The sequence below is a fragment of the Mycolicibacterium iranicum genome (assembly GCF_002101705.1).
Classification (GTDB): Bacteria; Actinomycetota; Actinomycetes; order Mycobacteriales; family Mycobacteriaceae; genus Mycobacterium; species Mycobacterium iranicum.
Genome location: NZ_LQPC01000044.1, coordinates 1 through 22,051 on the forward strand (window position 1 = coordinate 1; position 22,051 = coordinate 22,051).

The following is a 22,051-nucleotide window of genomic DNA, read 5'->3' on the forward strand; positions in this document are numbered from 1 at the left end:
CCCCACCCCCGCCGGCCGCCGTTCCGCCTGTTCCGCAGGAACGCCCGGGCATCCTGCAACGTATCCGCGACCGGCTCTCGGGCGGCAACGACAACGAGCAGCTGCCCGCGGCCGTCCCGCCGCCCCCGCCTGCGCCGCTGCCTTAATACGTCGACGCGCCACCGCGCATATGCTGGTTGTGGTGAGCGTGCCTGCCGCCCGACCGATGCTCCTGCGAATCACCCTGCGCGTGGCCATCGTCGCGTGTGTCGCGGCCGCCCTGATCCTCGTCGAGCTGACCTCCAGCCGCGGGGTGGGTTGGCGCTTGATCACCTTCACCTATCAGGCGAACCTGCTCGCTGCCGGCTACTGCCTGTGGACGCTGATGTCACCCCGCGCGGATGCGCGGACCGGTCTGCGCGGCGCCGTGGTGCTCTATGTCGTGATGGCGGGCGTCGTCTGGAACCTTTTCCTCACCGAGCACAGCATGGGCTACACGCCCGCCAATCTCCTTCTCCACGTCGTCGTCCCCGTGCTGGCGCTTGCCGACTGGTTCCTCGTCGGCCGGGGAGTCAGCCAGGTGTCCTGGTGGCAGCCGGTCGCGTGGCTGTCGTACCCGGCGGCATACCTGGTGCTGGCGCTGCTTGTGCTCAACAGCGCCGGCCGGCGCGCGCCCTACTACTTCCTCGATCCCGGCAGCGTCGGAGCGACTTCCGTCGTTCTCAACGTGAGTGCGATGGCCGTGTGTGTGCTCGCGCTGGGCTATGCGTTGCTGGCGGTGAATCGGGGTGCCTCCACCGTGCGTGCCGACGTCGGGTGAAACGTTCCGACGCGGCGAAACGATAGCTGATCAGGGGCAACATCGAATGTGCTGCGCCGCGCATTTCGGGGTCGCCACACAGCACGACGATTAGGATGACACCATGCCGAGACTGCTTCTGCAGCAAACTCGATCCGGTCGCGCGGTCGCGCGGCGCATCGCTGCCGTCATCGGGAGCGCGGTGCTCGCCACCGGATTGTCGGTGGCCGGGCCGATCCCTGCGGGGACCGCTGCGATCGGCTCCACCGTGGCCAGCGTGTCACCCGGCCCGGGGCAGACGGTCGGCGTCGCCGCGCCGGTGACCGTCACGTTCACCGACGCGGTGACCGACAGGTCCGCGGCCGAGCGCACCATCGCCGTCGTGCCTGCGGGCGCGGCAGAACCCAGTGAAGGATCGTTCACCTGGCTCGACGACCGCAGCGTGCAGTGGCAGCCCGCGGAGTTCTTCCCGGCCCACACCCCGATCACGGTGTCAGTAGGCGGCTTCGCGACCAGCTTCGAGACGGGCTCGTCGGTGGTCAGCGTCGCCGATCTGAGCGCCTATACGTTCACGGTGAGCATCGACGGCGAAGTCGCACGACAGATGCCCGCCTCGATGGGCAAGGCGAAGTTCCCGACGCCGATCGGGCAGTTCACGGCGCTGGAGAAGCAGCGCAACGTGACCTTCGACTCCCGCACGATCGGAATTCCGCTCGACGACGCCGAGGGCTATCTGATCAAGGGGGAGTACGCCGTTCGGGTCACCTGGGGTGGCGTCTACGTCCACTCCGCACCGTGGTCGGTGGGTTCGCAGGGGTACGCCAACGTCAGCCATGGATGCATCAACCTCAGCCCCGACAATGCGGCGTGGTATTTCGACACCGTCAGCGTGGGCGACCCGATCATCGTCCAGGCCTAGTCGCTACGGCGACACTGCGGCGATCGTCGCGAGCGATTCCGATCACCACCAGCGGCAAGGTCCGCAGACAGTCGTGCGCCGAGGAGTACAAGCAGAACCGGTTCTCCCGCCTGGACGCATGAGCGCGCCGGTCGGAGACTGCGGTCAGCAGCTCGCCTGAATGCGGAACTGCGCCGATACCGCGTCTCTCGGCTTGTCGTCGAAGGTGCCGTCGGCGGTGCCGGTGATCGTGAAGTCGCCGTCGGCGCTCGACACCTCGGCCTCGCCGACATTGCCGACCCAGAACGAACCGGTGAAGCCGCCGACGCCGCGGAAGTCCACGGACTTAGCCGCGACCTCACTGCCGGTTTCGAGCACTGCGGTGAATCCGTCCTGTTTGTCCGGGGTCTCGATGTACCAGGCCCAGCCCGACTGATGGCAGCGCACCGGGTGTACGCCACCGGTGTCTTTACCGTCGATCGACACTGTCGCGGTGGTCCCGCCGAGCGCCGGCTCAGGGGTCGAGCAGCCGGCGGCGAGGACGGTGACGCTGCCGACGACGGCCGCCATGAAGTGTCGGGTGTTCATGGCGCCCGACTCTATGCCGTCGGATGCCCCTGTCCGGCCGGAATGCCCACTGTTGTGATCTCATCGCAAGGCGGCGGCGGTGGCATCGTCTGCCGGGAGGAACGCCTCGATGCTCAGCTCCGAGGCGGTCAGGTCCAGCGCGGTGCCGAATGTCGTCACCATGCTCAGGAAGCGCAGCCGGCGACCGTCGGTCGTCTCCAGTTCCAGCGGCACCGCAACTCCACCGAGGCCCGGTGACTCCTCGAAACCACCAGGGTAAGAATCGATTTCCGCCAAGAGCTCACGCAGCTCGGCGTGGTCGCCAGACGCCACTTCGCGCCGCAGCCGCTCGAGCAGATGGGTGCGCCACTGTGCGAGGTTGCCGATCCGGGGGGCCAGACCCTCGGGATGCAGCGCGATCCGTAGCGCGTTGGGACGCTGCAGCAGGTGCGGCGCGACACCGTCGAGCAGAACCGCCGCCCCGGGGTTGGCCGTCAAGATCCACCACCCGCGGTCGACGACGACGCAGGGGAACGGATCGTAGGCGTCGAGCACTTTCGCCACGCCCGCCCGCACGGCCGCCATGTCAGGGGAGTCGAGCGACCGTTCGGCGTACACCGGGGCCAGCCCCGCCGCGATGAGCATCCGATTCTGCTCCCGCTGCGGAACGTCGAGAACCGACGCCAGCCGCAGCACCATAGCCCGGCTCGGAGTCGACCTCCCCGTTTCGATGAAGCTGACGTGCCGGGCCGACACCTCGGCTTCCAGCGCCAGATCGAGCTGGCTCATGCGCCGCCGCTGCCGCCAGCCGCGCATCATCGCCCCGAACGTGGCCGCCTGCTCGTCCATCATGGTCATAGGGAGTCAGTCTCTCCTCATAGGTGCCGTCAGGCCACTACCTCAGAGGTAATTGCTCCGCTTACCTGACGCGCGCCACAGTGAGGACATGGCTCACGACACACGCGCAGTAACGCCGATTCCCAGATGGCTGCGGTTCGTCCTGAGGTGCGACAGAGCGGGGTCGTCCTGGTACATCGGCACGGGCTTCTTCTTCGCACCGGTGCTGGCGTTGCTGTCGCCGTGGCCGACACTGACGACCGCGCTGTGGGTGTTCATCGCCGTGGCCGGATTGTGGCTCGGCCTGCTCGGCGTGGCGATGGCCACCGGCCTGGCGATGGTACTGCGGTCCAACGCCGAGATCCCCGAGGACTATTGGCGCTCGATCCTCGATTACCCCGACACCGGGGTCAGGTCCTGAGCAACTGCTGGCGAAGCGTAGAGCGCAACCAGTGCTCGAACCGCTCGTCCGACCACCCCCGGTCGCCGGCCAGGCGTCGATACATCAGCGGTTCGCTGAACAGGCAGGCCAGATCCACAGCATCGGCGCGTTGCAATCTCCTGCGCAGACCTTTCCGGGCGACGACCGCGTCGACGATCACCTGCGCCCCTTCCCGGCGCTGCGACTGCAGACGCGTGAACAGTGCACGCGCCATTGAATCCACCCCCGCTGCGGCTTCCAGCGCGGCGTAGAGGTCAGCCACCCGGCTGTCGATGTCGACGACCACGGTGACCCAGGCGTCGAGCAGTTGCCCCGGATCGTCCAGTCGCAGCAGCGCGGCTACGTCAGGACGGTCCGCGAGTGGAATGGGTTCGTCGTCGCCGGCGATGGCCCAATCGAGCGCCAGCGCAAGGATTTCCGCCTTACCTCCGACGGCGTTGAAGACGGTCTTGCGGCTGACTCCCGCGCCCGCGGCGATCGCATCGACCGCGGTGGCGCCGTAACCCGCGGCGACGAACAAGTCGGACGCGGCCCTGACGATCCTGCGTCGGGTCTCTTGCGCTTGTGCCGCCCGGACGTCCGAGCGGTAGCCCCGCTTGACAACCTCAGCCATTCTGAGTGACTCTCGATGTAATCATTACACTATAAGTTACCTGAAATGAGACGTGATGCCCACTGTCGTCGTCGGGGCGGGTCCCACGGGGCTTTTCACCGCGATCGCGCTGGCCCGCCGCGGCCACCGCGTCGTCGTCGTCGACCGCGACCCCGGACCGGGGAAGGACGGCGTCTGGCGGCGGCGCGGGGTGATGCAGTTCGAACACGCGCACACATTCCGGGGACCGGCGGTGGAAGCCCTGCAGGACCAGATACCCGATGCGCTCCTCGCACTGCGGCGGGCCGGCGCCAGGGTCGTCTCCGACGATGACGGCGCCCCGATCGCGCTGCACAGCCGCCGCGCGCTGTTCGAGCGCGTCCTGCGTGAAACAGCCTGTCGAGAGCCAGGTTTGAGCCTGCTCACCGGCCACGTCGACGCGGTCTGCCGCGAAGCCGGCCGGGCCGTCGCGATCCGCGTCGGCAGTGAGGTCCTTCCCGCCGATCTCGTCATCGACGCCTCCGGACGGTCCAGCCGTGTCATGCGCGAGAGCGCGCCTGACACGTCCGAGGGCGGTCCGTGCGCAGCGTCCTACGTCAGCAGGCAGTACCGCCTCATCGAGGCCCGCGACCCCGGCCCGGTCAACTCGCCGATCGGCCTGTCGCTGAGTCTCGACGGCTACTTCGCTGTCGCCTTTCTGCATGACGGCGCGAACTTCTCGCTCACCATCACCCACGACGGAACCGACTCACGGATGCACGCACTGCGCCACCGGGAGGTGTTCGAAGCCGCCGTCGGGGCAATCCCGATGCTCGCCGAGTGGATCGACCCCCGCCGCGCGTATCCGACAACCCGTGTCCTGCCAGGCGGACGGTTACACAACAGCTACCGCGGCCAACTGGATGATGTCGGGCGGCCCTTACAGCCCGGGCTGATTCGCGTCGGCGACTCCGTCTGCACCACAACACCTCTGGCGGGACGCGGCGTCACCCTGGCCTTCCGTCAGTCTCAGGCGCTGATCGCCTTGCTGTCTCGCGACTCCGATACCGACGCCGTGACGGCGGACTTCGACGCCTGGTGCCGCGCACACATCCGCCCGTGGTTTCTCGACCATGTGCACTGCGACGGCGAACGCCTGCGCCGGTGGGCCGGCGGAGGCGTCGACCTCGGTAGTCCGCTGCCGTCGGACCTCGTGGTGGCCGCCGCCGCTGCCGATGCCACGATGCGCCCGCACGTCATTCCGTACGACCGGATGGCGGCCCTGCCCGCGAGCCTGGACCCGCTGCAGGAGCGGGCCACGGCCGTGTATGCCACTGGATGGCGGCCACCGGTGGCTGCCGGCCCCGACCGCCACGAGCTTGCGGCGCTATGCCAAGACCTCAGCACCCGCACCGGTTCGCCGCTCGCCCCGGTTTCCTAGTGTGCGACGGGGCAGCCCTTACCGCTGTAGTCGACCTGCCAATGCTTGATCCCGTTGAGCCAGCCGGACCGCAGCCGGTCGGGGGTACCGACCGAGGTGAGGTCGGGCATGTGGTCGGCTATCGCGTTGAACATCAACTCGATCGTCATCCGCGCGAGGTTGGCACCGATGCAGTAGTGCGCACCCGTGCCGCCGAAGCCGACATGCGGGTTCGGGTCGCGCAGGATGTTGAACGTGAAGGGATCGTCGAACACTTCCTCGTCGAAGTTCGCCGACCGATAGGACATCACGACGCGCTGGCCCTTCTTGATCAGCACACCGGACAGTTCGTAATCCTGCGACGCGGTGCGCTGGAACGACGTCACGGGCGTCGCCCACCGGACGATCTCGTCGACTGCGGTGACGGGACGCTCCCGCTTGAACAGCTCCCACTGGTCCGGATGCTCGGTGAACGCGATCATGCCGTGGGTGATGGAGTTGCGCGTGGTCTCGTTACCGGCCACCGCGAGCAGCACCATGAAGAAGCCGAACTCGTCATCGGAAAGCTTGTGCCCGTCGACGTCGGCCTCGATCAGCTTGGTGACGATGTCCTCACCGGGGTTCTCGGCACGGATCGCCGCGAGCTGCATCGCGTACATGATGAGTTCGGTTGCCGCGTTGCGGTTGTCGTAGTGCGCGTATTCCGGGTCGTCGTCGCTGACCATCTGGTTGGACCAGTCGAACAGCTTCTTGCGATCCTCGATCGGCACTCCGAGCAAGCCGGCGATCGCCTGCAGCGGCAACTCGCACGACACCTGCTCGACGAAGTCGCCGGCGCCCGCTGCCGCCGCGCCCTTGGCGATGGCCTGCGCGCGCTGACTGAGGTCGTCCCGCAGACGTTCGACGGCTCGGGGGGTGAAGCCCCGGGAGATTATCTTGCGCAGGTGCGTATGACGCGGCGCGTCCATGTTGAGCAGGACCAGGCTGCCGGTCTCGATCTGCTCGCCGGTCGACCCTTCGGGGTATCGAGGGAGCGCGGTCTTCTCCTGGCTGGAGAAAACGTCACTGCGCTTGGAGATCTCCTTGACGTCTTTGTGCTTGGTGACGACCCAGAAGCCGCCATCGTCAAACCCGCCGTTGCCGATGGGTTGTTCGTTCCACCAGATCGGTTCGCTGCGACGCAGCTCGGAAAGCTCTTCGATCGGCAGGCGCGCACAGTTCAGGTCGGGGTCTGTGAAGTCGAATCCCGGCGGGAGGGTGGGAGTCGCCATACGTTCGCTCCTAAGCGTCAAGTGGGCGTAACGCATTGCTACACCAACCGGCGTGCCCCGCGAGACGAGTTAAAGAAACTGCGTCTGCGTCAAACCGCCGATGTAACGAAACCGGCCCCCCGACTGATGCATCCTGTGACAAGACAGGAACCGGGAGGGTGCATCGTGAAGTTCGGTTTCCGCACATGGACGAGGTCCATCATCGGCGCCGCGGCATTCGCCGCGCTGGTTGCCGCCGCTCCGTCGGCCATGGCCGATCCGGCACCGCCGCCGGTGCCGGTGCCCGCCCCGGTGGTGGCTCCGCTTCCCGCCACCGACGTCCCCGCGCCCGTCGCGGCCGCGCCCCTGGCGCCTGCGGCACCCGTCGCTCCGGCGGCGGGCGACCCGGCCGCGCTGCCTCTCGCCGCCCCCGCCGAGACACCGCACCTGGCGAGCCCCGAAAACCTCCCGCCCGGTACCAGCGCGACGCCGACCCAGCAGAGCAGGCTCGGTTATTTCCGTGACCTGTGGCACGCCATGCGCACCCAGGAGGTCAGCGGCAGCGACGCGCTTCTGCTCCTCACACAGCGGCCCATGAGCGCGGGGCCGGCCACGCAGTCCTACACCGGACCGCAGCCGGCTCCTGCACCCCTGCCTCCCGCTGCGGAGGTTCCGGCGCCGGTGGCCCCGCCGGTCGTCCCCTAGGTCGCCGCGCCGACCCGATGGTCGGCTTTCTCGATTCGCGCGGGCACGTGTTTGTGCCAAGGTGTCCCGGCATATGCGTCACGCCAGGAACTCCACGTCAGCGCGTTGGGCGCCACCCCGGGTACGACGGCACCGCCGTTAGCGTCGACGAAATCGACCCCGAAGCCGTTGGGAAGTGAGGCGTGCCCCGGCAGCATCGCATCGCTGATCTCGACCGTCGCCTCCGCGCTGCCCGCCGCTGTGGTGATCCGGGCGCGTCCACCGTCGACGAGTCCGAGCGCCTCGGCGTCAGCGGGACTGACGCGCAACGCTCCGTCGGCATCGCGCTTGCGCCACGACGGGTCGCGAATGATGTCGTTGGCGGTATAGGCGCGGCGCTCACCCGCGGACAACACGATCGGGAACTCGTGGGTGGTCAGGCCCGCGGGAGCGTCGGCCAGGGCCCGGATGTCAGCCAGCATCTCGGGCATCTCCAGAGCGATCCTGCGATCCGGATGCGAGATGAGCGAAAAGTCGTCCTCGTAGTCGTGGACGGTGAACGTCACGCCCGAGCGACCGTCGAGAATCGCCTCGAACAGCGCGTTGCCGTCCCGATGCCCGGCACGCCGTACCGCCTCGGGATAGGTCATCGCGGCCTTCTGCGCCAGGCCCCACAGCGCGGCGGCACCGGAAAGGCCCTCGGGCAGAGTCGGGCCCAGCGTTTCGTACAGCACGAACGGCAGCACCTTGCCCAGGCCCGGATTCGCGCCGACCGCGGTCAAGAAGGCTTCGGTGAACGCGGCCAGGCTCTGGCGCGCGGCCTGCCGCAGGGGCGTCAACTCGGCGTCGTCGACCACGCCGAGCGCCCGCGTCAACCGCGCCCAGATCTCAGGTTCGGGCAGCGTGCCCGGCAACGGCTCCATCAGTCGGTGCCGCAGATGAAAGGTGTTGTGCGGGAACTCAAGATTGAAGAAGGTCGCCTCCGCCTTCTCGAACTGGCTCGCCGCCGGCAACACGTAGTGGGCGAGCCTGGCCGTTTCGGTCATCGCCACGTCGATGACGACCGAGAACTCGAGCGCGGCGAACGCCCGGCGGACGGCGTCGGAGTCGGCGACCGAATGCGCCGGGTTGCTGCTCTCGACGATCATGGCGCGGAACCGGTCGGGATGGTCGGTCAGGATCTCCTCGGGCACCACGTTGCTCGGCATCAGCCCGCCGATGATCGGCGCACCGGTGACGGGCGTGCGTCCCACACCTCCCGGCCGGAACAGCGGCGCGAATGACGAATGCAGGTGCTGGCCACCGCGTTTGGCGAAGTTACCGGTCAGGATCCACAGCATCTTGTTGAGGTAGGAGCACAGCGTGCTGTTGGGAGACTGCTGGACGCCGAGGTCCTCGAAGACCGCGGCACTGTCCGCGGCGGCGATCCGGCGGGCGGCGGCCCTGATCAAGTCCTGGTCGACGCCGCAGCGGCGCGCGTACTCGTCGACGGGGACCTCCGCGAACACCTCGCGCACCGCGTCGACGCCGGTGACATGTTCGGCCAGAAACCCTTCGTCGCACAGGTTCTCCTGAACCAGCACGGCGGCCAGCGAGGCAAGACACCACGCGTCGGTGCCCGGCCGCACCCGCAGATGGAAGTCGGCCATCTTCGCGGTGTCGGTGAGGACCGGGTCGATGACGATCATCGAGCGCGCCGGATCCTTGGCGATGTCGTTGAGCACCACACGGGCGCGCGGAAAACTCTGGGACATCCACGGGTTCTTGCCCACGAACACCGACACCTCGGCGTACTCGAACTCACCCCGAGTGTGGTTGCCGTAGAGATGCGCGTCGACCCAGTGCTCCCCGGTCTTCTCCTGGGCCAGCGCATTCGACCGGTGGTAGGACCCGAGCGCCTTGAGGAACGCGCCGCTGTAGGCACCGCCGAGGTGGTTGCCCTGCCCACCCCCGCCGTAGTACAGAATCTTGTCACCGCCGTAGGTGTCGGCGATCGCCCGAAAGCCGGCCCCAATCTCGGAAATTGCGGTTTCCCAGTCGATCTCCTCATAGGATCCGTCGGGCCGACGGCGCATCGGGGAGGTGAGCCGGTTGGGGTTGTTCTGATAATGGTCCAACCGGAGAGCCTTGTTGCAGGTGTACCCCCGCGAGGCAGGATGATCCTTGTCGCCGCGTATGCGGAGCAGCCTGCGGTCGTCGACATGCACGACGATGCCGCAATTGCACTCGCACAGGATGCAGGCGGTGGGTTGCCAGTCTGTATCGGTATCGGTCACCGGGTTGCTCGCTTTCCTGCGGACGTCTGCGCATCGATCAATGACCGCAGCTGCGAATGGACGAGATCGAGCGGTTCGAGATCGCGCGACGCACGGGCGAGGACGATGGCGCCCTCGAAGGACGACAGCACCAAAGTCGCCACAGCGGGCGCTGCGCTGGCCGCCATGCCGTCGGCGACGAGCCGCTGCGAAATCGCATCGCGCCATCGCGCGAACGCTGCCGCGGCCCTGTCGATCACCGCCGCGGACTGGTCGGGCTTGGCGGGATCACCCGCTTCCACGGCGACCGCCACCACCGGACATCCGGCTCGGAATTCGCTGTGCTGCAACTGCTTACGGTAATAGGCAAAGAGGTCGTCGAGCGCTTCCAGCCCACTGGACGCCTGGGCGAGTCGCTGCGCCATGAAGTCGGCGGCGTAGTCGACCGCTTCGCAGAGCAACTGCGTGCGGCCGCCGGGGAAGTAGTGGTAGGCAGATCCGCGCGGGGCGCCGCTGTGGGCGAGCACGTCGGCGATCGCGGTGGGGTGCGCGCCACGTTCCCGGATCAGCAGCGCGGCCGAGACCACCATGCGCTCACGTGGACTGGACATCGGCGGGGCTCCCTCGACGGCTATGTATGTAACCCTACATAGTCAGGGCCGGCGACGGAAGTAGGATCTCCGAGATGTCTCCGGGTCCCGCGTCGGCGCAGCGGCTGCGCGGCCTCGCGGGCACCATGATCCGCATCCAGCGACGACGTTGAGGAGACCTCGACCATGGCCGAGCGCACACCCGCCGAGATGATCGACGCGCGTATCAAGGAACTTGCAGACTGGCGTGGAAAGACCCTCGCCCGGATCCGCGAGCTGATCCACCGGGCAGATCCCGACGTCGTCGAGGAGTGGAAGTGGCGCGGGTGCCTGTCTGGTACCACGACAGGATGATCTGCACCGGGGAGTCCTACAAGGACTACGTCAAGGTGACCTTCGCCAAAGGCGCCTCGCTCGACGACCCGGCGGGGCTGTTCAACGCCAGCCTCGACGGAAAGACGCGGCGCGCCATCGACTTTCGCGAGGACGACACCGTCGACGAGAAGGCGTTCATCGCACTGATCCAGGATGCGATCACACTCAACAGCAGGTGATTCCGGCGTGATTGTCGTCGCGTGGTGGCGACGACAATCACGCCGAAATCGCTACACGCTGGCGGCCTCGTTGAGGTCGCTGAGTCGGCCCGACGCCTCCAGGTACTCCTGCACCCAGCGTTCGATGACCGCCGAGGTCTTCTCGACCTTGCTGAACTGACCCACGACCTGGCCGACCGGGTTGAACGCGACGTCGACCGTCTCGTTGGGGTACTTACTGGTGGCGGCGACTGCCATGCCCGAAACCATGTACTGCAACGGCATTCCGAGCGGTTCTGGGTTGCCTTCGGTCTGCCACGCCTCGGTCCAGTCGTTCTTGAGCATGCGGCAGGGCTTACCGGTGAACGAGCGGCTGCGCACGGTGTCGCGGCTGCTGGCGTTGACGTAGGCGGCCTGCTGCACCGGGGTGTTCTCGGCCTCTTCGACCATCAGCCACTGCGAACCCGACCAGGCGCCCTGGCAGCCCATCGCCAGCGCGGCGGCGATCTGGTAGCCGCTGCCGATACCACCCGCGGCCAGCACCGGCCGGGGCGCAACCGCCTGGACCACCTGGGGCCACAGCACGATCGAGCCGACCTCGCCACAGTGGCCGCCGCCCTCGCCGCCCTGGGCGATGATGATGTCGACATCGGCTTGGGCGTGCTTAAGGGCCTGAGCAGGCGAACCGCACAGCGCGGCAACCTTGCGGCCGGCATCGTGGATGTGCTTGATCATGTCGGCCGGCGGGGTGCCCAGCGCGTTGGCGATCAGCGTGCACTTCGGGTGGGTGAGCGCGATTTCGACCTGCGGCGTCGCGGTGGCCTCGGTCCAGCCGAGCAGCTGCAGCGCATTGTTGTCGGCGTCGTCGACCGGCACGCCGTGGTCGGCGAGGAGCTTCTTGGCGAAGTCGAGGTGTTGCTGCGGGACCATCGATTGGAGCATTTTGGTGAGCTCCTCGGTGGACATGTTGGCGTCCATGCCCTCGTACTTGTTCGGGATCACGATGTCCACACCGTACGGGTGGTCGCCGATGTTCTCGTCGATCCAGTTCAGCTCGATCTCGAGCTGCTCGGGCGTGAAGCCAACCGCGCCGAGCACGCCGAAGCCGCCCGCCTTGCTGACGGCGACGACGACGTCACGACAGTGCGTGAAGGCGAAAATGGGAAATTCGATGCCGAGTTCATCGCACAGGGGAGTGTGCATAGTCCGCTCCTGGTGGGCTCATAGGCGGGAAATGTTCATCCACGATCCAAAACTGAAACGTGTTCTACTTTAGTACACCGCGTAGGCCGCCATGGTTGCCCTTGCCCAAAGTCGCGACTCTGATCACCGGCCAGCCACGAGCTGCCGCCATGGCGGCGAGGTCGCGCCGCGGATTGACCGGAACCGGGTTGCCCACAAGCGACATCAGAGCGATGTCCTCGTTCCCGTCGGCGTAGAAGTAGCCCTTCGCCAGATCGATCCCGCGGCCGGCGCAGAACTGCTGCACCGCGTCGGCCTTGCGCTTACCCCAGATCACGGGGCGCGCGATCTTGCCGGTGAGCCGACCGTCTCCATCGACCTCGAAGTGGTTGCACAGGACGTGATCGATCTCCAGGTAGCGCGCCACCGGTTCGGCGTGGATGGTCAGCGCGGACGAACTCATGACGACGGTGTGGCCGCGCCGCTGGTGCGCCAGGACCACCTCGTGCATAGCCGGGAACATCCGCGATTGGACGCGCTCCCGGAAGAGCCGTTCGCCGACTTCGTCCAGCTCGGCCAGCGACTCGCCCCGCAGATAGCCCGCTGCGCGTTCCAGCAGTTTCGCGAAGTTGACCCGCCCCAGCCGGTAGCGCATCGCCGCTTCGATGACGCCGGTGACCTCACCGATGCGGGCCTGGCGGCGTCTGATGCGATCACCGGCGTGCGCGGTCGCGGTGAACCCGTCCACCAGGGTGCCGTCGAGGTCGAAGAAGGCACCGATCGCCGGTCCCGGCGGGCTGGCCTCGACCTGTGCGACCAGATCCGCCGGGGTCACGGGGGCCGTGGTCACATTCCGCTCCTCATATCACGGGGCAGCTTGGGGGCGCTGACACGCCATGCTACGGGCGTCGCCGCGGGTGCTGGTTTAATCTGTGGCCTGGTCGAAGCAGACGACCGGGCTCATTTGGGTAGTTTGGTCTTGCCGGGTTCAGGATGCAGCCTGCGCGAGTAGCACTGAATCGGTGCTTTCGCAGTATGCGATGAGCGGCCTGACATGGAAGGTGAACCTTGGACGAGCAAGCAGCCGAAGGCACGAGCGCTGGGGGCGCGGCGTCCTCGTCGACGTGTGTCGTCACGGAACGATGGGTCGACAGAACGGCCGTCGTCGCCGTCGCCGGCGTCGTCGACATGCTCACCTCACCCGAGCTGGAGACCGCGATCGACGCCGCACTGCAGCAGAAACCCGGCGCAGTGGTCATCGACTTCACCGACGTCGAGTTCCTCGCATCGGCAGGGATGGGCGTCCTGGTGGCCGCACATGACAAGGCGGGCTCGGAGGTTGCGATCAGCGTGGTCGCCGACGGCCCCGCGACCAGCCGCCCGCTGAAATTGGTTGGCATCGCCGACATCGTGAAGCTCTACCCGAGCCTCGACGAAGCCCTCGCAGCGAACGACACGTAGAAAGTCCGCTTACGAACGTGCGCCGTGGGGTAGCCACCGACTGCCATGATCGATGCCGTGCCTCCCGCTGAGGTTGCCAACGCCGAACGCTTCGAACGATTCGGTCTCGACGCCGACGCCGGAGCTGTTGCGCGTGTGCGTCAACACTTCACCGACTGGCTCCTGCGCTTCTTCTCTTTGGACGAGGTGCGCCGCAGCGACGTCGTGCTCGCGATCAATGAGGCGCTTGCCAATGCCGCCGAGTTCGCCTACGTCCAGGCCGACCGTCCGGGCACCATCGACTTTCAGGCTGTCTACGACGCTGATAACCAAACGCTGTCGGTGTGCATCGAAGACCGCGGGACCTGGCGCGCCCGCCAGGCCGAGCCTGCACCGCGAACTCGAGGGCGCGGCATCCCACTGATGGAGGCGCTGTCCGACGACGCCGTCATCGAGCCCTCGGCGAGCGGGACGACCGTCAAACTCGAGTGGCGCGGAGTCACCCGGCGCTGATTACGCGGGCCGGTAGGTGCCCTTGCCCGTCCCCAGGGGCAGATCCAGCGTCGTCCGGATACCGGGGGCGGCCTTCATCACGTCGGGAATGGCATTGACGATGCGGCCCGCGGCCGCCAGGATCGCCGCGTAGTTGTGGTCGCCGTTGCGGCTGGTCGGGCAGATGTCCATGACGTAGGAGGGCTCGCCCGTGATCTCGACGCGGTAGGACCCGCCCTCCTGAGCCGGCTGGGCCCAGTCCGGCCGCAGGTCCCCCCGCAGACGCGTGATGTGCTCGACGACGATGACGGGTTCGCCGCCGACGAGTCCCTCGATCAAGAACCGGACGGCGGCCACGGTGCCCTTCTTGATGGTGCCGACGGCGACGTCGAAATCTTCGGGGGCGGGCTCCTGCTCGACGGAGTCCCTGATCTCGTCCACGGCGAGACCGAGCCCGGCGGCGAGCTGACGGATGCCGACTCCCCATGCCGCGCTGAGCATGCCCGGCTGATAGAGGAACGGCAGATCACCGATCGCATTACCGAAACCCATCACGTCGAACATCACCGTCGCGCCGTCATAGGTGGCGTAGTCGGCGATCTCCATGGTGCGGATCTGGCTGATGCTCTGGCAGGTGCTCGCCAGCGCCAGCGGGAGAAGGTCGGTGACGAAACCGGGATCCACGCCGGTGATGAAGAGGCTCGCATTCCCTTGTCGTGCAGCGTTTTCCACCTTTTCTATGGTGTGATCGCCGATGACACCCCACGGGTATGACAGGAAGCCGGGGGAGGATCCGACGACGTTGATGCCGGCTTCCAGCAGACCGCGCACGTCGGCCAGCGCCTCTCGAGGACGGACGTCACCCATCGCGCAGTAGACGGCGCAATCGGGCTTGGACGCGATGATCGCGTCCAGGTCACCGGTGGCCGTCACGCCCGTCACCGTGTCCAAACGTGCCAGTTCGCCGGCGTCCTTGCCGACCTTGGCCTCGGTGGACACCCACACGTTCGTCAGGTCGAATCGGTCGTCCTCGATGAGCTGGCGCAGCGCGAGACTGCCGCAGTTGCCGGTTCCGATGAGCGCCACACGAATAGCCATGGCCAGCAGTATGCGTGCTCAGGATTCAAATTGGAACAGGTTCTAATTCGCGTCTACTGCGTGAGGTAACCTGTCGCCCCATGGGACGCGTGGACGGAAAAGTGGCACTCATCAGTGGCGGCGCGCAGGGGATGGGCGCCGAGGATGCGCGGGCGCTGATCGCCGAGGGTGCCAAGGTCGTCATCGGTGACATCCTCGATGAGAAGGGGCAGGCGCTGGCCGACGAGATCAACGCCGAGACACCGGACTCCATCCGTTACGTGCACCTCGACGTGACCCAGGCCGACCAGTGGGAGGCGGCCGTCGCGACCGCGGTCAACGAATTCGGCAAACTCAACGTTCTCGTCAACAATGCGGGCACGGTGGCGCTGGGCCAGATCGGCCAGTTTGATATGGCCAAGTGGCAGAGGGTGATTGACGTCAACCTCACCGGGACGTTCCTGGGCATGCAGGCGTCGGTCGAGGCGATGAAGGCCGACGGCGGTGGCTCGATCATCAACATCTCATCCATCGAAGGCCTGCGCGGCGCGATCATGGTGCACCCGTACGTCGCCTCGAAGTGGGCCGTGCGTGGTCTGACGAAGTCCGCGGCGCTGGAGCTCGGCCAATACAACATCAGGGTCAACTCGGTGCACCCCGGCTTCATCCGCACCCCGATGACCAAGCACTTCCCGGACAACATGCTGCGCATCCCGTTGGGCCGGCCCGGCCAACCGGAGGAAGTCGCGACGTTCGTGGTGTTCCTCGCCAGCGACGAGTCCCGCTACTCGACGGGCGCCGAATTCGTCATGGATGGCGGCCTGGTCAACGACGTCCCACACAAGTAGCCGCCCCGGCTTGCGAAGCCTCAGCGGTGCGTAAGGTCGGAAGTCGTGAGCGCACGCGCGGGAATCGTGGTGACGGGGACCGAGGTCCTCACCGGACGCGTCCAGGATCGTAATGGTCCCTGGCTCGCCGACCGGCTGCTCGAACTCGGTGTGGAACTCGGCCACATCACACTGTGTGGCGACCGGCCGGGGGACATCGAGGCCCAGCTTCGCTTCCTCGCCGACCAGAACGTCGACCTGATCATCACCAGCGGAGGTCTCGGGCCAACGGCTGACGACATGACGGTGGAGGTCGTGTCGCGGTTCTGCGACAGGGACCTGGTCCTTGACGCAGGCCTTGAGGTCAAGATCAGCGACATCGTGACGCGCCTGATGGCGCGCTTCCCCGGTGTCGACGCCGAAGCAGTGATTGCCGCCAACCGCAAGCAGGCGCTCGTTCCGGCCGGCGCCGTGATCCTCGACCCCGTCGGCACCGCTCCCGGACTCGTGGTGCCGGGCACTCCGACGGTCGTCGTGCTGCCCGGGCCGCCGCGGGAGCTGCAGCCGATGTGGGAGGCGGCCGTCGCCACCGACGAGCTGCAGGCCGCGATCGCCGGACGGGTGCGCTACCGGCAGGAGACGATCCGGATGTTCGGCTTGCCGGAGTCGGGTCTCGCCGAGACCCTGCGCGATGCCGAGAAAAGTGTGGCCGGTTTCGACCGCCTGGAGATCACGACCTGCCTGCGCCGTGGCGAGCTGGAGATCGTCACCCGCTATGAACCCCAGGATGCCGACGCATACTCGGGACTCCTCGACATGCTGCGAGCTCGGCACACCAACGAGCTGTTCTCCACCGACGGCGCTTTCGTCGACGACCAGGTCGCCGAGCTGCTGACGGGCCGCAGCATTGCGACCGCGGAATCGTGCACGGCGGGTCTGCTCGCTGCCCGCCTCACCGAGCGCGCGGGGTCGTCGGCACATGTCGCAGGAGGTGTGGTCACCTACTCGAACACGGCCAAGACCGAGCTCCTGGGGGTGGATGCCGAGCTGATCGCGCAGCACGGCGCCGTGTCGGAGCCGGTCGCCGAGGCGATGGCCGCCGGTGCGCTTCACCGGTTCGGCGCCGACACCGCCGTCGCCATCACCGGCATCGCCGGGCCCGGCGGCGGCTCGCCGGAGAAACCTGTTGGCACGGTGTGCTTCTCTGTCGCGCTGGCGGGCGGCATCGGAATCACGCGCACGACGACGCTGCCCGGCAACAGGTCCGATGTCCGTGAGCGCTCCACCACGGTCGCCATGCATCTGCTCCGAAGGGCGCTCAAGGGCGAGGGTTAGGGTGTAGCCATGGTTGACACCGACGAGCGGCAGGCCGTCTCGGCGCTCGCCGAGCAGACCGGATGGAATCACCGAGTCGCCGATCGCAGCGACTACTTCAACAAGGGCGTCGTCCGCGTCCACGTCGTCTGGCGGGGTGAGTCCGCGATCAGCGGCGGCACGCTCTACCACGACGACCTGATGCAGACCTACACCAAGGACTTGCCGACCATCCGGGGCTGGCTGAAGCGCTAGAGCGTCACCACTTGTTGGCGGTCTCCCACAGATCATTCATCGCCGCCATGATCGCCTCGGCCTCCCCGAGGCCGCCGAGGTGGCTCTCGCCCGGCAGGGGATAGAACTCGGCGTCGGGCAGCAGCGCGACAACATGCTTGCCGTGCTCGAACGGGACGATGTGATCGCAGTCCCCGTGCCACCACCGCACCGGGACCTTGACTTCGTCGAGCCGGAAGCCCCAGTCCCTGGCGAAGACGACGACGTCCGCGAACGGCGCAGCGAGTTGCTTGCGGCTGCCGTTGAGCAGATCGTCGAGGAACATGGCTTTGAACTCTGGCCGCACCAGCAGCCGGCGGTCTCCTTCGGGCGAAATGCTCGCGTAGAGATACAGGGCCGGTTCGGCTACCGGCTTGATCAGACGGATCAGTCCGGTGGCGACGAGGGACAGGGGTGTACCCACACGTTCGAGGACCGGGGCTACGGGCAGGCCGACCTTGCCCATGACACCCCCGCCGATCCTGTCGGCGCCTCGCGTCGGGGCGACGCCGCCGAGGACGCCGACCGCGACCACGCGATCGGGCATCGCGGCAGCGCAACCGAGGGTGTAGGGACCTCCGCCGGACAGCCCGATGATCTGCATCTTGTCGATGCCGAGCGTGTCGGCGATCGTGCGCAGGTCCTGCGCGAAGTCGATGACCTTCCGGTACTCGTGCGGCGTGGACGACCCGATGCCGGGCCGGTCGACGCCGATCAGTCGTATGCGGTTCTTCTCGGCGAACGAGCGGGCCTCGAGCGGGATCTGGCGCCGGGCACCCGGAGTGCCGTGTAACCAGAAGATCGGCCTGCCCTGAGGATCACCGAACTCGGCAAACCCGAGCCGCCGATCGGAGCCGACCAGGACGTTGCCCTCTAGCTTGGGACGGTCGATGTCCAGTGCCATAGCCCAAAGTGTCGCACGCAGGCTCAGCTGTCCGTTTCACTCTAAGGACAAAAGGTCTACTGATTCGCTACGGCGAAGCTACTCGGCGTACCCCTGCGGCGAATCCGTGAGCTCCCGAGTGTCTCGCAGCATGCACGCTACTTTGCTATTTCGAGTCGTCAGCGACCGACCCAGCCCGGTGGCCGACGGTCGGCCCACGGTAACGCCGTTTCCAATTGCGCGGCCAGCTTCAGGAGGATCATCTCGTCGGGGGCCATCAACTGCACCCCGATCGGCAACCCCTCGGCGGTGACACCAAGAGGCAGCGAGATCGCGGCCCACCCGGTCACGTTGGCCAGCGAGGTCCAGCCGGTGGTCGCGAACTCCACGTCGAAGAACGCGCGTGTCGAGCCCCTCGGTTGATCGAGCAGGCCGTACGGCGGGGGCGGTGTCAGCAGAGTGGGCACCAGCAGCACGTCAGAGCCCGCCATTCCGGCCGCGAACCGCCGAGTCTGAGAATGCACGTCGGCGATGGCGTCGGCGTACTCCGTGCCGGTGGTGGTCATCCCTTCACGCACCATCTCCCAGGTGCTCGGCTCGAACTCGTCTTCGTTCGGTTCGCGCCCGAGAACGCGGCAGGCGAGTTCGTACAGTTGCGCGTTGCTGACGGTGTGTAGCACGGCGATCGCATTGGCGACCGCGTCCGCGTCGATCGTCGGGGCGCCGGGCTCCACCGAGTGCCCCAGTTCTTCCAAGACCGTACCGGCGCGCTGCACTGCAGCGACCACGGCGGTGTCGGTGGCAGGCCCTGGGAACGGAGATGACGTGGCAATTGTGATCCGTTGCGGTGCAGGTGTTTCCGCGACGGCACTGAGGAAAGGCTGCGCAGGCAGTGGCGCGGCATAGGGGTCGCCGACCCCAGCGCCGGCGACCGCGTCGAGCAGTGCGGCGCTGTCGCGCACCGTGCGGGTGAGCGCATGCTCGTTAACCAGGCCCTCGAGTCCGTGTCCGGCGGCGGGAGCGAACGATGTGCGAGCGCGGCGCGGTTTCAGCCCGACGAGGCCGCAACACGCAGCAGGCACCCGGATGGATCCGGTGCCGTCACCACCGGAGGCCGCGGGGACGATTCCGGCGGCGACCGCGGCCGCGGATCCACCACTGGATCCGCCAGGGGTGACCTCCGATGACCACGGATTAGCCGTCGGCCCGAAGAGGGACGGCTCGGTGGTGCAGTGGTTTCCCCATTCCGGGGTGTTCGTCTTTCCGAAGATCACCAGTCCCGCTTCGAGATAGCGCTCGACAATCCACGCCGTCTCGGCCGCGACGTGCTGACGCAGGGCACGGGAGCCCATTGCCTCCGGAGCCCCGGCAAGTGAAGCGCCAAGATCCTTGAGCAGGAAGGGAACTCCTGCAAGGGGACCAGCCTGGCGGTTGCGCAGCACTCCGGCGTCATCCAATGCGACGGCCTGCTGGCGACCTCTGTCGAAAAGGTCGGCGATCACCGCGTTGAGGGCGCGCGCGGCTTCCAGTCGCACGATCGCAGCCTCGAGGAGTTCGGTGGCGGTCACCTCGCCCGCAGCCGCGAGTGCCGCCTGGCCGACCGCATCGATGTCTGACAAGCCGATCGCCGTGGATCTATCCATGAGGCGGATCATCCTGCCCGCCGGGGGAGCAGGCAACTTGTCGGCGGGTCAGGCAACCGCCGTCGAGTAGCCGACGACGCCGAGCAGCACCGCCGCAGCGCACAGGGAAAAGGTGCCAACAGCGAAGGGCCACGCCGTTTTTCGCCTAATCAACTGGATGACGGTGACGATGGCGCCGATTACGCCGACACCCGCTGCGGCCAGCAGAGAGGTGAATACGGCATTCACAGCACCCTCGACACTGCACGTGGCAGGCGGGCAGTGGTCGAGGAAGGCCAGTGAGAAGAGCCCAAAGAACGCCGCGGCCGCGCCGAACACGACCGTCAGCAGCAGCGTGACGACCGAGATCGCGACGTCGACACCCGACCGCCTTGGCGGAGGCGGCACCGGATAGCCCGGATGTCCCATGCCGTCAGTCGTCATATCCGAGACGCCTCCTGGCCCGAACCTCGGCGATCTCGGCATCCTTACGCACCACCGATTCGGTGATCGCGAGCGCGATCAAGATGTCGCCGAACGTGATGAACAGCCCCCACCAGTACATCCAGCGCAGCTCGGGGTCGGGTTGGGAGGCGAAATAACCGATGAGGAAGATGGGCCCGACGATGCCGAACACGAACATCATCAGCTGAATTCGCGCATATACCCACAGAGTCGACATCGGGCCGAAGTGTCCCCCCGCAGAACCGCGCGCGTCAACGGCGAGACAATTTAACCTTGGGGTCAGCCTCCGCAGAGAACAGGATTCACCGACATGCGTCGTATCGCGCGAACCGCCCTTGCCGCCGCCATCCTCACCGTCTCTTGGGGGCCCGCCGTGGCTCTCGGCACGTCCGGAACAGCGGCCGCGGTGTCGGAGCCCAAAAACCTTCCCTTCACCCAGATTCTGCGGCGCTGCGACTTCAGCGAATACCAGTACGTGCACGGCGCGTACTACGGTCGCCCCTCCGGGACACTCCGCGTCGAGGACGGCCAGTTGGTCACCGATATCCAGATCGCCACCGGGACACCCAACAGCCGCTACGACGTCAAGGTGATCCAGGTGCCGCGTTCGTCGGCGGTGACCTGCAATGCCGGGGATCCAGGGGTCGCGGTTGCGCCGTTGACCACCGACGTTGCCGGCGCCGGGGCTACCACCGTCCGTGGGCCGATGGCGTCCGACGCCACGGGCGTGTGGGTGTCCATCACCAGGCCGAGCCCGTTCTCCCACATGCCGGAGGAGTTCTACACCACGGACGCGGTCTTCGGCATCTGATCTCAGATCACGACGGCACCACGACGGTCAGCTGGTCGCCAAGCCTTTCCACCCGCATACCGGCGCGACGTGCGACCGTGGCGACCGCGGCGGCGTCGCCAGGATCTGAGCGCGTGCTCGCCAAAGCCCGCGCCAGTCGGCCTTTGTGAGCCTTGTTGAAGTGGCTGACGGTGACCCGCCGCCCATCGGGCTTTTCGGCCACGACATCGACGGTCACGGCGCCAGAGACTCTGCCGAGCGCGGCATAGGACCCCGACCGCAGGTCGACGATCAGCTCCTGCTGAGCCGCGGCTGCCAGGACGGCCTCGAGAGCGGGTTTCCACCGGGCGGCGAGTGTGGGACGACCGGGCAGCTTCGAGCCAGCCGAGAGCCGGTAGGCCGGGATTTGGTCGCCGGCGCGAATGAGCCCGAACAGCGCCGACACGACGGCGAGCCGTGCCTGCGCGCGTGACACGGCCGCCCCTGACAGCGACTCGACGTCTAGGGCGTCGTAGAGGACGCCCGTATAGCGGTGAATCGCGGGCAGGGTGGGCGCCGTCCGCAACGCCGCGTTCCGCTCGATTTCGGCATCTTGGGACGCCGAGAGGCCAAGCGCCTTGCGTGCCGCGTGCCGGTCGGCGGCGAGGCTGACCAGGTCGTCGACGAGTTCCTCCCGCGCCGGGTTCAGGGCGGGTGAGCTCATCGTGTCCAGCGACAGGGCCGGGCCGTCGCCGCCGGGACGCTTCGTCTCTGAGGGCGGCAGCAGCACGATCACGGCAACGACGCTATCGCCCGGTCAGCTCAGGCTGGTGGCGCGGGCAGCGGTGCGCCGGGTGCGGGCGGGGCTCCCGGCGGGGGAGG

At 67.3% G+C, this 22,051-nt stretch carries 25 protein-coding genes and 2 pseudogenes; 13 read left to right on the top strand and 14 right to left on the bottom strand.

From position 1 onward, the window contains the following. The first annotated feature begins 169 nt into the window (after positions 1-169). The 3 genes and pseudogenes from AWC12_RS20660 to AWC12_RS31685 form a co-directional block, all read left to right on the top strand. Complete coding sequence (locus AWC12_RS20660) at positions 170-799, top strand: Pr6Pr family membrane protein (RefSeq protein WP_051226439.1); 630 nt, start codon at positions 170-172, stop codon at positions 797-799. Between the two features lie 103 nt (positions 800-902). Continuing rightward, positions 903-1,697: a L,D-transpeptidase gene (locus AWC12_RS20665; protein WP_024444290.1), complete on the top strand. Its 795-nt coding sequence runs from the start codon at positions 903-905 to the stop codon at positions 1,695-1,697. Positions 1,698-1,729: 32 nt separating this feature from the next. Beyond that, positions 1,730-1,819 (top strand): annotated as a pseudogene (locus AWC12_RS31685) (acyl-CoA synthase); the annotation flags it as partial. A gap of 22 nt (positions 1,820-1,841) precedes the next feature. Here the strand turns inward: AWC12_RS31685 and AWC12_RS20670 are convergent. Next, entirely contained in the window at positions 1,842-2,264 is a 423-nt protein-coding gene (locus AWC12_RS20670) for a lipoprotein LpqH (protein ID WP_085176731.1), read from the bottom strand. Between the two features lie 60 nt (positions 2,265-2,324). Then, positions 2,325-3,101: a helix-turn-helix domain-containing protein gene (locus AWC12_RS20675; protein ID WP_085176733.1), complete on the bottom strand. Its 777-nt coding sequence runs from the start codon at positions 3,099-3,101 to the stop codon at positions 2,325-2,327. A gap of 88 nt (positions 3,102-3,189) precedes the next feature. Between AWC12_RS20675 and AWC12_RS20680 the strand changes: the two genes are divergently transcribed. Beyond that, entirely contained in the window at positions 3,190-3,501 is a 312-nt protein-coding gene (locus AWC12_RS20680; protein WP_085176735.1) for a hypothetical protein, read from the top strand. Here the strand turns inward: AWC12_RS20680 and AWC12_RS20685 are convergent. Next, positions 3,491-4,135 (bottom strand): TetR/AcrR family transcriptional regulator, encoded by a 645-nt coding sequence (locus tag AWC12_RS20685; RefSeq protein ID WP_085176737.1) that lies wholly within the window; start codon positions 4,133-4,135, stop codon positions 3,491-3,493. The genes AWC12_RS20680 and AWC12_RS20685 overlap by 11 nt on opposite strands. A gap of 55 nt (positions 4,136-4,190) precedes the next feature. Between AWC12_RS20685 and AWC12_RS20690 the strand changes: the two genes are divergently transcribed. Next, positions 4,191-5,534: an FAD-dependent oxidoreductase gene (locus AWC12_RS20690; protein ID WP_085176739.1), complete on the top strand. Its 1,344-nt coding sequence runs from the start codon at positions 4,191-4,193 to the stop codon at positions 5,532-5,534. Here the strand turns inward: AWC12_RS20690 and AWC12_RS20695 are convergent. Continuing rightward, on the bottom strand, positions 5,531-6,784 hold the full coding sequence (locus AWC12_RS20695; RefSeq protein WP_024444284.1) for a cytochrome P450: 1,254 nt from the start codon (positions 6,782-6,784) through the stop codon (positions 5,531-5,533). The genes AWC12_RS20690 and AWC12_RS20695 overlap by 4 nt on opposite strands. 165 nt (positions 6,785-6,949) lie before the next feature. Here AWC12_RS20695 and AWC12_RS20700 point away from each other — a divergent pair, with 165 nt between their 5' ends. Continuing rightward, positions 6,950-7,468, top strand: coding sequence for a hypothetical protein (locus AWC12_RS20700; RefSeq protein ID WP_024444283.1), 519 nt, complete (start codon positions 6,950-6,952; stop codon positions 7,466-7,468). On the opposite strand, the gene AWC12_RS20705 is transcribed toward AWC12_RS20700, so the two are convergent. Then, the gene (locus tag AWC12_RS20705) at positions 7,465-9,723 is read right to left on the bottom strand and encodes a molybdopterin-dependent oxidoreductase (protein ID WP_024444282.1); all 2,259 of its coding nucleotides are present in this window, start codon (positions 9,721-9,723) and stop codon (positions 7,465-7,467) included. The genes AWC12_RS20700 and AWC12_RS20705 overlap by 4 nt on opposite strands. Then, positions 9,720-10,313 carry a TetR/AcrR family transcriptional regulator gene (locus AWC12_RS20710; protein ID WP_024444281.1) on the bottom strand — a complete coding sequence of 198 codons (594 nt, stop codon included), beginning with the start codon at positions 10,311-10,313 and terminating at the stop codon, positions 9,720-9,722. The genes AWC12_RS20705 and AWC12_RS20710 overlap by 4 nt, the downstream gene beginning before the upstream one ends. A gap of 165 nt (positions 10,314-10,478) precedes the next feature. On the opposite strand from AWC12_RS20710, the pseudogene AWC12_RS20715 reads away from it, so the two are divergent. Beyond that, a pseudogene (locus tag AWC12_RS20715) lies at positions 10,479-10,846 on the top strand (DUF1801 domain-containing protein). A gap of 51 nt (positions 10,847-10,897) precedes the next feature. Here AWC12_RS20715 and AWC12_RS20720 read toward each other — a convergent pair. Beyond that, positions 10,898-12,028: a nitronate monooxygenase gene (locus AWC12_RS20720; protein ID WP_024444280.1), complete on the bottom strand. Its 1,131-nt coding sequence runs from the start codon at positions 12,026-12,028 to the stop codon at positions 10,898-10,900. A gap of 64 nt (positions 12,029-12,092) precedes the next feature. Beyond that, positions 12,093-12,857: an HAD family hydrolase gene (locus AWC12_RS20725; RefSeq protein ID WP_024444279.1), complete on the bottom strand. Its 765-nt coding sequence runs from the start codon at positions 12,855-12,857 to the stop codon at positions 12,093-12,095. Between the two features lie 218 nt (positions 12,858-13,075). Between AWC12_RS20725 and AWC12_RS20730 the strand changes: the two genes are divergently transcribed. Then, positions 13,076-13,468, top strand: coding sequence for an STAS domain-containing protein (locus AWC12_RS20730; RefSeq protein ID WP_024444278.1), 393 nt, complete (start codon positions 13,076-13,078; stop codon positions 13,466-13,468). Between the two features lie 45 nt (positions 13,469-13,513). Next, a complete protein-coding gene (locus AWC12_RS20735) occupies positions 13,514-13,960 on the top strand; it encodes an ATP-binding protein (protein ID WP_024444277.1) in 447 nt (148 codons plus the stop codon). Here AWC12_RS20735 and AWC12_RS20740 read toward each other — a convergent pair whose 3' ends face one another. Then, entirely contained in the window at positions 13,961-15,037 is a 1,077-nt protein-coding gene (locus AWC12_RS20740; protein WP_085176741.1) for an NAD(P)H-dependent amine dehydrogenase family protein, read from the bottom strand. Between the two features lie 80 nt (positions 15,038-15,117). Here AWC12_RS20740 and AWC12_RS20745 point away from each other — a divergent pair, with 80 nt between their 5' ends. Genes AWC12_RS20745 through AWC12_RS20755 form a run of 3 tightly spaced genes read left to right on the top strand, consistent with a single transcriptional unit; the run spans position 15,118 to position 17,412 of the window. After that, positions 15,118-15,864, top strand: a complete 747-nt coding sequence (locus tag AWC12_RS20745) for a glucose 1-dehydrogenase (RefSeq protein ID WP_024444275.1) — start codon at positions 15,118-15,120, stop codon at positions 15,862-15,864. A 45-nt stretch (positions 15,865-15,909) separates the two neighbouring features. Then, positions 15,910-17,178: a competence/damage-inducible protein A gene (locus tag AWC12_RS20750; RefSeq protein WP_024444274.1), complete on the top strand. Its 1,269-nt coding sequence runs from the start codon at positions 15,910-15,912 to the stop codon at positions 17,176-17,178. Positions 17,179-17,187: 9 nt separating this feature from the next. Then, the gene (locus AWC12_RS20755; RefSeq protein WP_024444273.1) at positions 17,188-17,412 is read left to right on the top strand and encodes a hypothetical protein; all 225 of its coding nucleotides are present in this window, start codon (positions 17,188-17,190) and stop codon (positions 17,410-17,412) included. A gap of 4 nt (positions 17,413-17,416) precedes the next feature. On the opposite strand, the gene AWC12_RS20760 is transcribed toward AWC12_RS20755, so the two are convergent. From AWC12_RS20760 to AWC12_RS20775, 4 genes are all read right to left on the bottom strand, one after another. After that, the gene (locus tag AWC12_RS20760; protein ID WP_024444272.1) at positions 17,417-18,334 is read right to left on the bottom strand and encodes an alpha/beta fold hydrolase; all 918 of its coding nucleotides are present in this window, start codon (positions 18,332-18,334) and stop codon (positions 17,417-17,419) included. 158 nt (positions 18,335-18,492) lie between these two features. Next, the gene (locus AWC12_RS20765; RefSeq protein ID WP_024444271.1) at positions 18,493-19,956 is read right to left on the bottom strand and encodes an amidase; all 1,464 of its coding nucleotides are present in this window, start codon (positions 19,954-19,956) and stop codon (positions 18,493-18,495) included. A gap of 48 nt (positions 19,957-20,004) precedes the next feature. Then, positions 20,005-20,379 (bottom strand): hypothetical protein, encoded by a 375-nt coding sequence (locus AWC12_RS20770; protein ID WP_234814108.1) that lies wholly within the window; start codon positions 20,377-20,379, stop codon positions 20,005-20,007. After that, entirely contained in the window at positions 20,369-20,617 is a 249-nt protein-coding gene (locus AWC12_RS20775; RefSeq protein WP_024444269.1) for a hypothetical protein, read from the bottom strand. Before AWC12_RS20775 ends, AWC12_RS20770 begins: the two co-directional genes overlap by 11 nt. A gap of 93 nt (positions 20,618-20,710) precedes the next feature. Between AWC12_RS20775 and AWC12_RS20780 the strand changes: the two genes are divergently transcribed. Further along, positions 20,711-21,211, top strand: a complete 501-nt coding sequence (locus tag AWC12_RS20780) for a hypothetical protein (RefSeq protein WP_024444268.1) — start codon at positions 20,711-20,713, stop codon at positions 21,209-21,211. A 7-nt stretch (positions 21,212-21,218) separates the two neighbouring features. On the opposite strand, the gene yaaA is transcribed toward AWC12_RS20780, so the two are convergent. Then, positions 21,219-21,965: a peroxide stress protein YaaA gene (gene yaaA, locus AWC12_RS20785; protein ID WP_024444267.1), complete on the bottom strand. Its 747-nt coding sequence runs from the start codon at positions 21,963-21,965 to the stop codon at positions 21,219-21,221. Positions 21,966-22,051 lie beyond the last annotated feature (86 nt).

Excerpts from the sequence above, each read along its gene's own strand:
- AWC12_RS20695 (WP_024444284.1), bottom strand. The coding sequence starts at position 6,784 with ATGGCGACTCCCACCCTCCCGCCGGGATTCGACTTCACAGACCCCGAC.
- AWC12_RS20770 (WP_234814108.1), bottom strand. The coding sequence starts at position 20,379 with ATGACGACTGACGGCATGGGACATCCGGGCTATCCGGTGCCGCCTCCG.
- AWC12_RS20680 (WP_085176735.1), top strand. The coding sequence starts at position 3,190 with ATGGCTCACGACACACGCGCAGTAACGCCGATTCCCAGATGGCTGCGG.
- AWC12_RS20675 (WP_085176733.1), bottom strand. The coding sequence starts at position 3,101 with ATGACCATGATGGACGAGCAGGCGGCCACGTTCGGGGCGATGATGCGC.
- AWC12_RS20740 (WP_085176741.1), bottom strand. The coding sequence starts at position 15,037 with ATGGCTATTCGTGTGGCGCTCATCGGAACCGGCAACTGCGGCAGTCTC.
- AWC12_RS20760 (WP_024444272.1), bottom strand. The coding sequence starts at position 18,334 with ATGGCACTGGACATCGACCGTCCCAAGCTAGAGGGCAACGTCCTGGTC.
- AWC12_RS20660 (WP_051226439.1), top strand. The coding sequence starts at position 170 with ATGCTGGTTGTGGTGAGCGTGCCTGCCGCCCGACCGATGCTCCTGCGA.
- AWC12_RS20735 (WP_024444277.1), top strand. The coding sequence starts at position 13,514 with ATGATCGATGCCGTGCCTCCCGCTGAGGTTGCCAACGCCGAACGCTTC.
- AWC12_RS20745 (WP_024444275.1), top strand. The coding sequence starts at position 15,118 with ATGGGACGCGTGGACGGAAAAGTGGCACTCATCAGTGGCGGCGCGCAG.
- AWC12_RS20670 (WP_085176731.1), bottom strand. The coding sequence starts at position 2,264 with ATGAACACCCGACACTTCATGGCGGCCGTCGTCGGCAGCGTCACCGTC.
- AWC12_RS20765 (WP_024444271.1), bottom strand. The coding sequence starts at position 19,956 with ATGGATAGATCCACGGCGATCGGCTTGTCAGACATCGATGCGGTCGGC.
- AWC12_RS20780 (WP_024444268.1), top strand. The coding sequence starts at position 20,711 with ATGCGTCGTATCGCGCGAACCGCCCTTGCCGCCGCCATCCTCACCGTC.
- AWC12_RS20685 (WP_085176737.1), bottom strand. The coding sequence starts at position 4,135 with ATGGCTGAGGTTGTCAAGCGGGGCTACCGCTCGGACGTCCGGGCGGCA.
- AWC12_RS20710 (WP_024444281.1), bottom strand. The coding sequence starts at position 10,313 with ATGTCCAGTCCACGTGAGCGCATGGTGGTCTCGGCCGCGCTGCTGATC.
- AWC12_RS20755 (WP_024444273.1), top strand. The coding sequence starts at position 17,188 with ATGGTTGACACCGACGAGCGGCAGGCCGTCTCGGCGCTCGCCGAGCAG.
- AWC12_RS20720 (WP_024444280.1), bottom strand. The coding sequence starts at position 12,028 with ATGCACACTCCCCTGTGCGATGAACTCGGCATCGAATTTCCCATTTTC.
- AWC12_RS20665 (WP_024444290.1), top strand. The coding sequence starts at position 903 with ATGCCGAGACTGCTTCTGCAGCAAACTCGATCCGGTCGCGCGGTCGCG.
- AWC12_RS20775 (WP_024444269.1), bottom strand. The coding sequence starts at position 20,617 with ATGTCGACTCTGTGGGTATATGCGCGAATTCAGCTGATGATGTTCGTG.
- AWC12_RS20690 (WP_085176739.1), top strand. The coding sequence starts at position 4,191 with ATGCCCACTGTCGTCGTCGGGGCGGGTCCCACGGGGCTTTTCACCGCG.